The organism is Paenibacillus sp. FSL R5-0923, from assembly GCF_038009145.1.
In the GTDB taxonomy this organism is placed as follows: domain Bacteria; phylum Bacillota; class Bacilli; order Paenibacillales; family Paenibacillaceae; genus Paenibacillus_AQ.
Genome location: NZ_JBBPAT010000001.1, coordinates 2,904,730 through 2,918,460 on the forward strand (window position 1 = coordinate 2,904,730; position 13,731 = coordinate 2,918,460).

A 13,731-nucleotide genomic window follows, 5' to 3' on the forward strand; every position below is an offset into this window, starting at 1 on the left:
GCGACAGACAAGGTACAATACAAAAGTATAGATACCTGAAAGGATGGAGACTTTTTTATGAATTTCAAAAAAATAGGTGTCATCGGCGGTGGCACAATGGGACAAGGTATTGCTGAAATGTTAGCAGCCAAAGGCCTGGATGTATTACTAGTGGAGAAAACCGTGGAGAAACTGGACTACTCTTACGAAATGATCGAGACAAGTCTAGATAAGCAACTGGAGAAATGGGCGATCACTCAAGCTGAGAAGAAGCTGATTCTTAGCCGCATTCAAAAAGTGACACATTTCGCGGAGCTCAGCTCTTGTGACATGGTTATCGAAACCATTGTTGAGGATTTGGAAGAAAAGAAAAAGATTTTGAATCAATTGGATCAAGTATGCCCGAACCACATTATTCTTGCCAGCAATACATCAACACTTAGCTTGACTGAACTTGCAAGTTCTACGATGTATCCGGAACGCGTGATCGGAATGCATTTCATATATCCTGTAGCTAAAGTGGATCTTGTAGAAATCGTACGTGGTCTGAAAACTTCAGATGCTACTTTTGAAGATACAAAATCCTTTGTTGATGAGATTGTTGAGAAAAAAGGTGTAATGATTTATGAATCCCCAGGATTTGTAACATCACGCCTCATTTGCTTGTTTATCAATGAAGCTATGCATGTGCTGCAAGAAGGCGTTGCCTCCGCACAGGATATTGACGATGCTATGCGTATTGGTTATCAATTCCAATATGGACCGCTTGAAATGGCTGACAGATTTGGCCTGGATTCGGTACTTGCGGCACTCGAAAATATGTTCCGTGAATACGGAGAACTGAAATACCGTCCTTCTACAATTCTTAAGAAGATGGTACGTGCAGGACAACTGGGTATGAAATCAGGAGAAGGCTTCTTCAAGTACGACAAGGATGGTGACCGTGTATGAATATTTTAGTTATTAACTCAGGTAGTTCTTCTTTGAAATATCAGCTGTATAACATGACCGATGAATCGGTTTTGGCTAAGGGTTTGGTTGAACGTATCGGGATGGATTCCTCCATTCTGAATCATAAACCTACTGGCAAAGCGGAAGTGACAGAAGTAAGCGAAATTCTGGAACATAATACTGCGATCCGCAAAGTCCTTGCTTGTCTTACAGACAAAGAGCATGGTGTAATTGAATCTATTAAAGAAATTGATGCTGTAGGTCACCGCGTAGTGCATGGTGGAGAGTTCTTCAAATCTTCCGCACTTGTGGATGCTGACGCAAAAACGAAAATTCGTCAATTGTTTGACCTTGCACCACTGCATAACCCAGCAGCAATGATGGGGATTACGGCTTCTGAAGTAAATATGCCAGGTGTACCGCAGGTTGTTGTATTCGATACTGCATTCCACCAAACCATGCCTGAAAAAGCTTATATGTACGCTATTCCTAGAGTATTGTACAATAAATATAAAGTTCGTCGTTATGGCGCACACGGTACATCACACGACTTCGTAAGCAAGGCTGCTGCGGAGTACTTGGAGCGTCCGCTGGAAGATCTGAAGATCATTACTTGTCATATCGGTAACGGCGGTAGTGTAACTGCAGTTCAAGGTGGAGTGTCCGTGGATACTTCCATGGGTATGACCCCTCTGGAAGGTTTGATGATGGGTACTCGCAGTGGTGATCTGGACCCAGCAATTGTCCCTTACGTGATGAACAAGGAAGAATTGTCCGTAGGCGAAGTTAACTCCATGTTGAATAAACATAGTGGCCTCTTAGCAATTTCGGGCGTAAGCAGTGACATGCGCGATATTATTGATGGTATGGAAAAAGGTGAGCCTAATTCCACACTAGCTTTTGAAATGTATGAGTACCGCTTGCGCAAGTATATCGGTTCATATACGGCTGCTATGAACGGTGTAGATGCGATCGTATTTACTGCCGGTGTTGGTGAAAATGCTTCATTGCTTCGTGAGAAACTGCTAAATAACCTTACGTTCCTGGGTATTGAGTTGGATGCTGAAGCTAACAAAGTTCGTTCCGGCGATCCACGTCGTATCTCTACGGAAGATTCCAAGGTACAAGTGCTAGTAGTTCCGACAAACGAAGAACTTGTCATTGCACGTGATACACACCGTATTGTGCAAGGAATTAACGGCTAAATTAGAGGAGAGATTGAAGGCATGGCTAACAAGAGTGTAATTAAGAACGTGAATGAACATGTTGGAGAGAGTGTTGTTATCGGTTGTTGGGTAAACAACAAGCGCTCCAGTGGTAAAATTCAGTTCCTCCAGCTTCGCGATGGTACAGGTTATATTCAGGGAGTTGTAGTGAAATCAGAAGTGCCTGAAGAGGTATGGGATGCAGCTAAGAGCCTCACACAGGAAAGCTCTTTGTATGTGACCGGAATTATCCGCGAGGAACCTCGCAGTCAATCTGGTTTTGAAATGACTGTAACTGGAATTGAAGTCCTGCATCTTACAGAGAATTATCCAATTACTCCGAAAGAGCATGGCGTAGATTTCTTGATGGATCACCGTCACCTCTGGCTGCGTGCCTCGAAGCAGCGGGCTGTTCTGGTAATTCGTGCGGAAATTATTCGTGCAATCCAACAGTTCTTCAACGAGAGTGGATTTACAAAGGTGGATCCTCCGATTCTGACGCCAACGTCAGCAGAAGGAACTACTAACTTGTTCCACACGAAGTACTTCGATGAGGACGCCTATCTAACACAAAGCGGACAGTTGTATATGGAAGCTGCAGCAATGGCACTAGGCCGTGTATATTCCTTTGGACCAACTTTCCGTGCAGAGAAATCTAAGACTCGTCGCCACTTAATTGAGTTCTGGATGATCGAACCAGAAATGGCCTTTACAGATCACGAAGAAAGCTTGAAGGTTCAGGAAGAATTTATTAGCTTCGTAGTGCAATCTGTATTGAAGAATTGCCGTGCGGAGTTGGAAGCGGTAGGTCGCGATATTTCCAAGCTGGAGAATATCAAAGCACCATTCCCACGCATTACTTATGACGATGCGATCAAGTTCTTGAACGATAAAGGCTTTGAAGATATTGCTTGGGGTGATGATTTCGGTGCACCTCATGAAACAGCAATCGCAGAAGCATACGATAAACCTGTATTTATTACTCATTATCCTGCTTCTTTCAAAGCGTTCTATATGAAGCCAGATCCAAACCGTCCGGAAGTCGTACTGTGTGCGGATATGATCGCTCCAGAAGGCTACGGAGAGATTATTGGTGGTTCACAGCGGATCGATGATCCTGCGCTGCTTGAAGAGCGTTACAAAGAGCATAATCTTTCGATGGACTCTTACAAATGGTACATGGATCTGCGTACTTACGGATCTGTACCTCACTCTGGTTTTGGACTTGGACTTGAGCGTACTGTAGCTTGGATCTGTGGCCTTGACCATGTACGTGAGACTATTCCATTCCCACGTACACTGTACCGTCTCTACCCATAAGTTCTTATATTTGAAGGGGGACGTTCATGGACGGCAAAGGATGGAGTACCTGGGGCGAAGGCGTCTCCTTCGGTCTGGAGAACGGAATGGCCGTCATACCTTACGCATTACTGAAGTATTACCGGAAGCTGAATTTAAGCGGAAGTGAAGCTATGCTGCTGATACATCTGCTTTCTTTCAGGCAGGTGGAAGGGATTGACTTCCCTTCTCTTGAGGAGCTTCAGGTTGTAACTGGCCGTAGCATATCTGTACTAGCAGGAGAGTTGCAGAAGCTTATGAAGGAAGGTTTTATTAGCATCGATGGAGACAACGATGAGCTAAGAGACATCCATTATGAACGCTACAATTTCTCAGGGTTATACGGAAAGCTTGGTGCTTATCTAGCGACAGTTGTACAAGAGCATGAGCAAGATAAGCACGTAGGTGGCTATGCAACGTCGGCACCTCGAGCTGCTTCAGGGGGTGGATTCGGCGGAAAGCCCCCCTCATCTCCTTCTCAACTTGGGGCTGAAGAGGAAAGCCGAAATCTATTCAGTATTTTCGAAAAGGAATTCGGACGTCCGCTATCTCCAATGGAGTGTGAGACGATATCCAGTTGGGTGGATCAAGACCGGTATCCCGAGGAGCTGATTCTGTTAGCGCTGAAGGAATCTGTATTTGCAGGAAAGGTTCATTTCCGTTATATTGATCGAATATTGCTGGAATGGGCCCGCAACCGGGTCAAGAACGCTCAGGATGTAAAGAACTATACACAAAAATTCCGCAATGGCGGAAGATAGATAGATTAGGAGAGAACCGCACTGCTTTAGCCCATCGCTAAAGTCAGTGCGGTTCTTTTTAATATTTATATAAAAAAATGCAGGGGTAGTTGTTATCGGGCGCGTCTATTGCTGTGGGAAGGAGGGGAGAGTCATTGAAGAAGAGGTATTAATCCAGCGGATTTGCCAAGGTAACGAGGATGCGTTCCGTCAATTTGTAAATACATACAGTCAGCAAATTTACAAAATTACTTATTCTGTATTACGCGATGTCAAAATGGCTGAAGATGCTGCTCAGGAAGCTTTTTTACAAATGTACAAATCTCTCCCTGACTACCGTTATCAAGGCTTAAAGTCATGGATTACACGGATCGCCTTAAATAAGGCAATTGATGCGAAACGTAAACGTGATCGACTTAGGGAACTTCCTGTTGACTATGAGCTTGTACTGAGCCAGACCGCTTCCAACGAAGAGGATGTGTTGTCAGGTGTTATACGCCGTGATCGGATGGATCGGCTGCTCGGTGAAATCAATAGCCTGCCTGAAACTCATCGTGAAATTATGGTGGCTTATTATCTGGAACATAAAAAATATGATCAGATTGCTGCAGAGCAGGGAATTTCCCTGAAGACGGTAGAGTCCAGATTGTATAGGGCGAGACAATGGATCCGAAATCATTGGAAGGAGGACGAATGGCTATGATGAAGCGTGGAGACGATCTAATCCAACGGGAACAAGCGAAATCTTATATTGAAGGTCACATGGACGAGGCGACCAGAGAAGATTGGGAACAGTTGCTGCTGGAAGATACGGAAAGTTTTACTTCATACATGGAAATGTTGGATGAGCTACAGGAGGATCTGCCTTCATTGGAGAATTCGTCTATTTTTACAGAGAGGGTTATGGCAGATTGGGCTAGTATGACGGAATCGTCAGCAGCATTGGAACAAGTGACGGTTGAAGAAGGGGTACGGCGATATCGCTGGTATGAAAAGACAATCTTTCATTATGCGGTTGCCGCGTCACTTACGCTGTTGATAATGACATCTGGTATGTTTGATAAGCTGCACACAGGTCAAATGGAGCTTATGATCCCTAAAAAAGATAATTCCCCATCATTTAGCGAGCAAGTCATACAGACAACTAGCGGATGGTTGGATCAGCTAATGGGCAGCAGAAAGTGATGAGAGGAGAAATGAAATATGCAACAGCAGCGTAGTAAATTAAAAGCTTTTTTTCTTAATTTGATTCCTGGAGCAGGTCATTATTATATGGGAAAACGCCCACAGGGAATTGTTTATCTTCTGTTAAGCTTTGGCATCTTATTTATGTCATTCTTAATAGCTGTGGCTGAAGGTGCCGAGGATATTCTATTAATGGGTGTGATAGGGTTCCTACTTATTGGGACGGTTTCGATGGTGCATCTGGTGGTTAAAATGCTCCAGATGCCTGCTCCGGCAATGACTCCAGATGGATCGAATTTTGATTTTTCTTCAATGCCCGTTAAGACAGACGATAATGAGCGTGTACATGTAATTTTATTATCGTTCATTCCAGGATTGGGTCATTTTCATATGGGGTTGATGCAGCGAGGATTGTCTTTCCTCATTTCTTTCTTCGGTTTTATGACCGTGATGTTATTCCTGGCAGGGATTACGTCAAGTGATGTTTTCCTTCTCCTGTTTGGCGTATTACCAGTGATTTGGTTATATTGTATGTTTGATGCGGTTCAGTTAATCCATCGTAAGCAAGCTGGAGAAGAAATGGTAGATCGTACTTTATTCGAAGAGATGGAGGCTGGTCGTGAGGAGGGGCGCCGTAGCAAAGTTTTGGCTACATTGCTTTCTGCTTTTCCGGGTGCCGGACAAATGTATCTAGGGCTGCAAAAAAGAGGATTACAGCTCATGCTGCTATTTCTAGGGAGTATTTATGTCATGGACCTACTGCGTTTAACGCTGCTATTCTTCCTCATTCCAGTCATTTGGTTTTACAGTTTGTTCGATGGCTTACAGCTTGTCAGCCGACATGGACGTGAACCTTTACAGGATAAGCCAGTCATAGAAGGATTTTTAAATCATCAAGGATGGCTTGGAGCTGCTCTGATATGTCTAGGACTGTATTACATTGTAGTTAATGTCGCAGTTCCTGCGCTTGATATCAGATTTCCTGGATGGCGTTTAGAGTATATAGTCAATGAATATTTCAGGACCTTTATCGTATCTGTGCTGTTGATTGGCGGTGGTTTGAAGCTGATGGCGGGAAGCAAGAACAATAAAGGGAGAAAAGGGACAGGTGGTCATTCTTGAATAATCCGACAGAATTACAGCAAGGAGTTAATGTTTCAAGTGAGCGTCCGGTTGCTGAAGATAAATCAAGACGCTGGCGTGTAGGAACGTTGTCGATGGGATTGAGCCTTTTATTTCTGGGAGCTCTAATTATGGTCTCGCAGTGGAGGGGCGCGGAGGTGTTCGAGACGACGTTAGCTTGGTGGCCGATCATTTTTATATTATTAGGCTTAGAAATTGTAATATACACTTTATGGTTTCGTGGAAAAGGAAAAATGTATTATGATGTGCTAAGCGTTCTGTTTGTTGGGTTTATAGCTGTATGTTGTCTAGTTTTTGCGGGATTTAGTTCTTTAGGATTAACACAGGAATTTCGCCGTACCGTTTCAGCTGTGCAAGAAAGTTACGCATTGCCAGATTGGAAGGGAGCCGTTCCAGAGGGCGTTAGTACCATCATTATCCAAGCTGCAGAACCTTATGGGATTAAAGTAGATCAAACGGGTGGAAACGAGCTGAATGTATTCGGGAGATATTCTTCAAATAAAGGGAAGCTACAAGAAGCACAAGAGCAACAGCTGCTTCAAACTAAGCATGTTGGGAATACGCTATACATCATTTTAGGGGAAACTCCTAGAGATCTGCTATTCGATAATTCTAGGAACACGCTGGACGTGACTGTTGGGGCTCCGGCTAATGTTAAAGTGATTGTTCGAGATACTTATGGAAATGTTGTAACGGGCTAATCATGGCCTTAAATTGAAAAAAAAGATCGCTTCCTGACCAATGTGGTATGGGAAGCGATCTTTTTATTTTACGAATGCAGCTCTTTCTCAAGCGCAGCGCCCATTTCACGGGAACGTTCGGCACAGCGATTTACTGCCGCGATGACAGTTTCAAAAAATTCTCCCTGCTCGAGTACTTCTATCGCTGCTTGTGTAGAGCCATTCGGGGATGTGACCTTCTTACGAAGTGCAGCTGGATCCTCGCCCGTCTGTTGTACCATTCTAGCAGCGCCTAGCACTGTTTGAACAGTTAGCTGTGTGCTTTGTTCAAGCGGCAATCCACCACGGATACCTGCGGCGATCATAGCTTCCATCATATAATAAATATAGGCAGGCCCACTGCCGGAGATACCCGTTAAGGTCTCCATGCGTTCTTCATCAATGACTGTTGTTAGTCCGACAGCTTCAAAGATGTTGAGTGCTAGGCGTCGTCCTTTCTCATCTACTTCTTTGGAAAAGGCTATGCCAGTGGCACCAAGACCTATGGAACTAGAAGTATTCGGCATAGTACGGACGATGGGTTGCTCTTTGCCAAGCAGACCTTGCATCGTTCGAATGGACAGCCCAGCAATTACAGAGACTATGATCTGATCAGGTGAGAGAAGTGGGCTGAGTCCCCGAAGTGCTTTTGCAGCGTCTTTTGGTTTCATAGCCAACACGATTACTGGTGAGTTCCGTAGGTAATCTGTTTTTTGTTCAGGATCATTTGTACCGATTACACCGTAACGACTTCTTAGTTCTGCCAGACGTTCACTACTGCTACGGTTAAGCATAATAACATTATCGGATTTTACGATACTACGGCTAATCATCCCGCGAACGATGGCTTCTGCCATAGAGCCTGCGCCATAAAATACAATATTATGATTCATAAGTGGAATGGAAGGTTGCTGACACATGGCTCAAAATCCTCCTAAAAGTGGTGTAATTAAAAACGGATGCATGGACACTAACCCCGAATTTGACCTGTTCCGTAAATCTTATATTTGGTTGAAGTAAGAGCAGGCAGACCCATCGGTCCACGGGCATGGAGTTTCTGTGTACTAATGCCGATCTCTGCACCAAATCCAAATTCAAAGCCGTCTGTGAAGCGGGTTGAAGCATTGTGGTAAACAGCTGCAGCATCAACCTCCTGTAAGAAGCGTGACGCGTTATCCGGATCTTCAGTTACGATACATTCCGAGTGCTTCGTGCCATACTGGGCGATATGCTGCATAGCTTCGTCTAAATCGCTGACGATTTTGATATTCAAGATATAATCATTATATTCAGTAGCATAGTCCTCTAATGTTGCAGGTAATGCCCATGGGACAAAGGATAATGTTTCCTGGCAGCCACGTAATTCAACGTTAACATCACGGAAAACTTCGGCCAAAGAAAGCAGATACTCGTTTGCGTAATCCTTATGAACGAGTAGCGTCTCCATGGAATTGCAAACTGAAGGGCGCTGTGCTTTGGCATTCAGACTAATGTTCTGAGCCATTTCTGGCAAAGCGCTTGCGTCGAGATAAGTATGGCAGATGCCTGCACCCGTTTCAATGACGGGCACGGTTGCGTTAAGCACAACATTTTGAATCAGAGAACTTCCTCCGCGAGGGATAATCACGTCAAGTAGTCCGTTGAGCTTAAGCATTTCATCAACGGAGGAACGGTTGGGATCTTCGATCAACTGTAGCGCATTTTTCGGCATTGAAGTATTTGCTAGAGCGTTGTGAAGAACCTCGACAATTTGTCGGTTGGAGGACAGGGCGGAGGAGCCACCACGCAACACAACAGCGTTACCAGTCTTTAGACACAGACCAGCGGCATCAACAGTTACGTTTGGACGTGCTTCATAGATGATGCCGATGACACCGAGTGGAACACGGAGTTTCTGGATGTTGAGACCATTTGGACGTTCAATAGTTTCTAGCGTGTCACCAATTGGATCAGGTAATACAGCGATTTGTTGAAGTCCTTCTGCGATACTGTTAATTCGGCCTACATCTAACGCTAGTCGATCAAGCATGGACTCGGGAGTACCACTTAAGCGTCCGCGTTCCAGATCTTCCCGGTTGGCAGCAATGATAGCTGGAGCTTCACGACGCAGCGCATCAGCCATAACTAAGAGTGCTTCATTTTTTTGGCCGGTAGTTAGACTCGCTAATACTCCGGTGGTTTCCTTGGCTAATTTTGCTTTATTGACAACTTCACTCATGACGATTCCTCCTTAATTTTGTATGGGGCAAAATTTTTACCTCAATGTAATCCATTCGTCACGGTGAATGACCTCCAGCCGGTGTACTTCTCCCAGCTTCGGTACAATCTGACGGCTGGGTAAACCTTGAATACTGCGCAGCTGAGTGTCATCGTAATTCACAATCCCGCGTCCCAGCAACTTGGAGTCTGGTCCAAGGACTTCTACAACATCCCCAGCGTGAAAGTTACCTTCGATCTGCTTGACGCCGACAGGCAGCAGACTATGACCGCCATGAAGCAGCGCTTCAACGGCGCCTTCGTCAACGTACAGGGAGCCGAGTGGGGTGGACATAAAGCCAAGCCATTGCTTTTTAACAGGTAAAGAAGATAACTTGGTTGCAAAATAAGTACCTCGGCCCGAGCCTGTCGCTGCGAGTTGTAAATCCCCTGGTTCGGTAGCTCTCCCAACAAAGACGGGCACACCGCCTCGTGTAGCGATCTTGGCAGCATCGATTTTTGAACGCATGCCACCTGTCCCCACACTAGAGCCAGCTCCACCAGCAATAGCATAAATCTCCGGCGTAATATCATCAACGAACTGATAGCGAACAGCGTCGGGATGTTTCCGAGGATCTCCACTATATAAGCCATCCATGTCAGTTAAGACGAGCAATCTGGTGGCTTTCAGCAGGTTAGCTACCAGCGCGGACAAAGTATCGTTATCACCGAATTTTAACTCATCAACGGAGACGGTGTCATTCTCGTTAAATACGGGTACCGCTCCTAGGCGAAGCAGCTCTTCTACCGTCATCATCGCGTTGTTCATAGCTCTGCGACTACAAAAGTCGGTACGGGTTAGTAGGATCTGTGCTGTGGTTATTCCATGCTCGGCAAAAGCTTCCTGATATGCCTGCATGAGCAGTACTTGGCCTACAGCAGCAGCTGCTTGCTTCTCATGCAGCAGCTTCGGACGTGTAGGATAACCGATACTGCGAAAGCCTGCGGCTACAGCACCGGAGGTTACTAATAACACCTCGCAGCCGTTTCTCTTCAATTCGGCAATCTCTGAAGCGAAGAAGGACACGGCTTCGCGATTCAATCCGCCTTCTGTTCCAGTCAGTGAGCTGCTGCCTATTTTGACTACGATTCGTGTCGTCATATCTGTTCACTTCCTCAGTATTTTTATAGATGCTGAAAACGACAAAAAGCCCCCATCCTTAGACTTAGCAAAGGACGAAAGCTTGTAAACTTCCGCGGTACCACCTTCATTGATGAGGGATCATCCGACTTCATTCTCGTAACGGGAGGATCCGTCCTGCTTAGCACAGGCCGCTCGGGGGTAGGATTCGGAACGAAAACCGCGGTAAATTCTTTCAGCCTGTCGGAATTTACTCTCTAGGCGCGGTTAGACTCATTCTTACTGGTCCCGTCTGCACGTTTCACTTATTTTCAATAGAATACCATGGAGATGGTTGCTTTGCAAAGGAAAAACGAAGGAACTATTTCTCGCATTAGAAAGCTTTGATTATTCTGTTTAACCTCTAAGTAAGGGTATAATCTGTTACCAAGAGGTGGATTGAATTGACTAAAGACAACAATCCTGAGCAGGCGCAGAATCAAGATCTAAACGAAAAAGCAGAGTTCCAGAATAGTGTAACTCGTGAATTTGTGGAAGATCATACAGGGACACCTAACGATAATGGGCCAGTTAATGAAAGTGTGGCTCGGTGTCAGATGATCAGAGCGGCCTTCCAAGGGTCTATTCTTCGGTTAATTCAGATACCGTAGATTTAAATGTTTCTACAAAAGCCTTAGCGGCTTTAGATAAATAACGTCCGCGTCGATAGGCTACGACAAGTGTTCGGCTAGGGGCAGGATCAGTGAGCGGTAAGTAGACAGGGACGAATTCACTCCGCGGTGCACGGGCAATAAAATGAGGCACAAGAGTTACACCCATTCCAGTGGCGACCAGTGACTGAACTGTTTCCATGTTATTGCTCTCAAAAACAATTTTTGGTTCGAAGCCAGCGTTTCGGCACAGATCCATAGTCATTTTACGGAAGCCTTGGCCTTCTTTAAGTACGATAAATGGCTCGTCCTTTAGTTCTTCCAAAGAGGTCTTAGTTCCATCTAAGCTACGTTTAGCTAGCGGGTGTTCGGGTGGGACTGCAAGATCGATCCTTTCCTCACCCAGTTCTTCGTAAGCAAGTGCCGGAATTTCGAGCGGCAATGAGAGCAGGCTTAAATCAGTCTGACCACTCGCAGTGAGCTTCTCTAGGTTCATGGAGGAGTCTTCGAGCAGAGTGATTTCTACTTCCGGGTAATTTTGTTTAAAAACCGGAAGCACATGCGGCAGTAAATGTGCACCAGTGATCGGCATACTGCCTACAACGACGCGCCCGGTACGCAGTTCAGAAATATCAGACATTTCTTGTCGCAGAAGTTCTACGCCATCAATGATGATTTGAGCTTGCTCTACGAATTTAGATCCAGCATAGGTCAGTTCAACAGAGCTGGTATTTCGCTGGAACAGCATTACACCGAGCTCTTTTTCCAGCTTGGAAAGCTGCTGACTGAGTGATGGTTGGGCAATGTGCAGCTTGTCCGCTGCACGGGAGAAGTTTTTTTCGGCTGCGATTTGCAGTACATATTGTAGTTGTCTCAGTTCCATGTATAAACTCCTTTGGGAGATTGTTTTTACTTATAAGTATAAACTATGAAACTGAAGTTTTATATAGGTTCACATGTAAGTTCGTGCACGAACGCACTGACCGGCAAATAGGAAGGGGTGGATTACCAGTATTCGCTGGAGTCCTTTATGTTTGCCGGTCTAATTTCGATGCTACGCTATTACGTCTTACTATACTTTGCGGGCTGGAGAGATGCTTTGAGGGTTGTTAAATATATTTCCCGGGTCATATTTAGCTTTGACTCTCCGTAATCTAGGATAGTTCGCTCCATAATATACTGGTCCGGAATTTTTAATTCCCTGGTCTGGAACGTTGATGTAGCTCCCCACGATAAATGGCTGCAGCTTCCGGCGTGTATTTCGTACTACGAATATATTTCTGGCAGCTTCCGATTTCTTGATCCATGAGCTATTCCACTCAACATAGAATTTCGTTTTACGCCAGTAAAAGGCTGTAGATTTGGGTGACTTACGGCTCACAGCTCCACCCCAGTTGAGGAAAAAGAAACCTGCGAATTCTCCCTCCACTTTCTCTAAGAATTCACGCATGGACTTAATTGCCTTGTCCGGGAAGGGTTTTCTTACGAAACCGCTGGAGAACTGGTTGCTGACTCTTTGAGTTAGCACTGGATCAGGCGCTAACATAAAACTCACTACTTTTGTATAGGGCAAAGAGCGGATGATTTGATTCGTAGGCGTTCCAACGCTCGTAACGGGCTTTAAGAGGCGGGAAGCCTCTGCCTTTGATCCGAGGAACAGCCCCGTCATAGTGACATTACCGCCTTTTTTCGGACCAATGGATAATTCACTGCCCAGTTTGGTATTAACGCAAGGAGCCCAGAGTTGCCAAGCTTTGAATACCTTCTCGAACTGATCCCAAGGCCAGGTGATACGAAAAACGGTAGCCGAAGCTGGAGCAGGACGTACTTTGAATTTGTAACTGGTGTAAACTCCGAAATTCCCCCCGCCACCTCCGCGGGAAGCCCAGAGGAGATCAGAGTTACTATTCTTATTGGCACGAATAATTTTCCCTTTGGCATCAACCATTTCGAGTTCGATTAGATTATCACTAACAAGGCCCACGGTTCGCTGGAGCGGTCCGATACCCCCGCCTAGGGTGATGCCTCCGATTCCAACCGTAGGGCTATCACCGAATGGAGCCATATATCCTTGCCCAGCAAGCGTGTGTGCAATTCTCCCCACTGTATTTCCGGTACCCACAACAACAGTTCCTGATTTTTTATTTAGTTTGATTTTCTTCATTTCACTTACATCGATGACAATTCCTCCGGTGACCTGTGAAAGATTAACCTCCAGAGAATGTCTACCGCTTCTTGCGCGGATGGGGACTTTATTCTCGTTAGCCCATTTTATGGCGTTCGCAACATCTTGTGTTTTTTGTGCGAAAACAAACACTTTCGGGAATTTGTCAGTATGCGGATCCCAATTCTTACGTGCCGTTTCATACCCTTGATCACCTTTGAAAATAACTCGCCCGGTAAGTCTCGTTCCTGACCTCAATTGTTCCAACTCCTTCTGCGCTAACAAATGCACTGCATTTCAACAACCAGGACCCGATATAG

The 13,731-nt window shown here is 45.3% G+C and carries 14 protein-coding genes; 9 read left to right on the top strand and 5 right to left on the bottom strand.

Annotated elements, in window-relative coordinates:
* Positions 1–57 precede the first annotated feature (57 nt).
* The 8 genes from MKX35_RS12925 (at position 58) to MKX35_RS12960 (ending at position 7,242) form a co-directional block, all read left to right on the top strand.
* On the top strand, positions 58–930 hold the full coding sequence (locus tag MKX35_RS12925; RefSeq protein WP_076299591.1) for a 3-hydroxyacyl-CoA dehydrogenase family protein: 873 nt from the start codon (positions 58–60) through the stop codon (positions 928–930).
* Positions 927–2,135: an acetate/propionate family kinase gene (locus tag MKX35_RS12930; RefSeq protein WP_042190106.1), complete on the top strand. Its 1,209-nt coding sequence runs from the start codon at positions 927–929 to the stop codon at positions 2,133–2,135. Before MKX35_RS12925 ends, MKX35_RS12930 begins: the two co-directional genes overlap by 4 nt.
* A 21-nt stretch (positions 2,136–2,156) precedes the next feature.
* Positions 2,157–3,455 carry an asparagine--tRNA ligase gene (asnS, locus tag MKX35_RS12935; protein ID WP_036676308.1) on the top strand — a complete coding sequence of 433 codons (1,299 nt, stop codon included), beginning with the start codon at positions 2,157–2,159 and terminating at the stop codon, positions 3,453–3,455.
* A gap of 26 nt (positions 3,456–3,481) precedes the next feature.
* Positions 3,482–4,234, top strand: a complete 753-nt coding sequence (locus tag MKX35_RS12940; RefSeq protein ID WP_060622747.1) for a DnaD domain-containing protein — start codon at positions 3,482–3,484, stop codon at positions 4,232–4,234.
* Between the two features lie 226 nt (positions 4,235–4,460).
* Complete coding sequence (locus tag MKX35_RS12945) at positions 4,461–4,916, top strand: RNA polymerase sigma factor (protein ID WP_256716311.1); 456 nt, start codon at positions 4,461–4,463, stop codon at positions 4,914–4,916.
* Positions 4,913–5,398, top strand: a complete 486-nt coding sequence (locus MKX35_RS12950; RefSeq protein WP_076284585.1) for a hypothetical protein — start codon at positions 4,913–4,915, stop codon at positions 5,396–5,398. Before MKX35_RS12945 ends, MKX35_RS12950 begins: the two co-directional genes overlap by 4 nt.
* 18 nt (positions 5,399–5,416) lie before the next feature.
* On the top strand, positions 5,417–6,520 hold the full coding sequence (locus MKX35_RS12955; RefSeq protein ID WP_076284586.1) for a hypothetical protein: 1,104 nt from the start codon (positions 5,417–5,419) through the stop codon (positions 6,518–6,520).
* Entirely contained in the window at positions 6,517–7,242 is a 726-nt protein-coding gene (locus tag MKX35_RS12960; RefSeq protein ID WP_081382891.1) for a hypothetical protein, read from the top strand. Before MKX35_RS12955 ends, MKX35_RS12960 begins: the two co-directional genes overlap by 4 nt.
* Positions 7,243–7,310: 68 nt before the next feature.
* Here the strand turns inward: MKX35_RS12960 and proC are convergent, their stop codons facing one another.
* Genes proC through proB form a run of 3 tightly spaced genes read right to left on the bottom strand, consistent with a single transcriptional unit; the run spans position 7,311 to position 10,618 of the window.
* Positions 7,311–8,180, bottom strand: a complete 870-nt coding sequence (gene proC / locus MKX35_RS12965; RefSeq protein ID WP_076284587.1) for a pyrroline-5-carboxylate reductase — start codon at positions 8,178–8,180, stop codon at positions 7,311–7,313.
* A 50-nt stretch (positions 8,181–8,230) separates the two neighbouring features.
* Positions 8,231–9,478, bottom strand: coding sequence for a glutamate-5-semialdehyde dehydrogenase (locus tag MKX35_RS12970; protein WP_076299592.1), 1,248 nt, complete (start codon positions 9,476–9,478; stop codon positions 8,231–8,233).
* 36 nt (positions 9,479–9,514) lie between these two features.
* Positions 9,515–10,618: a glutamate 5-kinase gene (proB, locus tag MKX35_RS12975; RefSeq protein ID WP_042190091.1), complete on the bottom strand. Its 1,104-nt coding sequence runs from the start codon at positions 10,616–10,618 to the stop codon at positions 9,515–9,517.
* 422 nt (positions 10,619–11,040) lie between these two features.
* Between proB and MKX35_RS12980 the strand changes: the two genes are divergently transcribed.
* A complete protein-coding gene (locus MKX35_RS12980) occupies positions 11,041–11,247 on the top strand; it encodes a hypothetical protein (RefSeq protein WP_076284589.1) in 207 nt (68 codons plus the stop codon).
* On the opposite strand, the gene MKX35_RS12985 is transcribed toward MKX35_RS12980, so the two are convergent.
* Positions 11,219–12,130, bottom strand: a complete 912-nt coding sequence (locus MKX35_RS12985) for a LysR family transcriptional regulator (protein WP_076284590.1) — start codon at positions 12,128–12,130, stop codon at positions 11,219–11,221. The two genes, MKX35_RS12980 and MKX35_RS12985, sit on opposite strands and share 29 nt — an antisense overlap.
* A gap of 189 nt (positions 12,131–12,319) precedes the next feature.
* On the bottom strand, positions 12,320–13,669 hold the full coding sequence (locus MKX35_RS12990; RefSeq protein ID WP_076299593.1) for an FAD-binding oxidoreductase: 1,350 nt from the start codon (positions 13,667–13,669) through the stop codon (positions 12,320–12,322).
* Between the last annotated feature and the right edge of the window lie 62 nt (positions 13,670–13,731).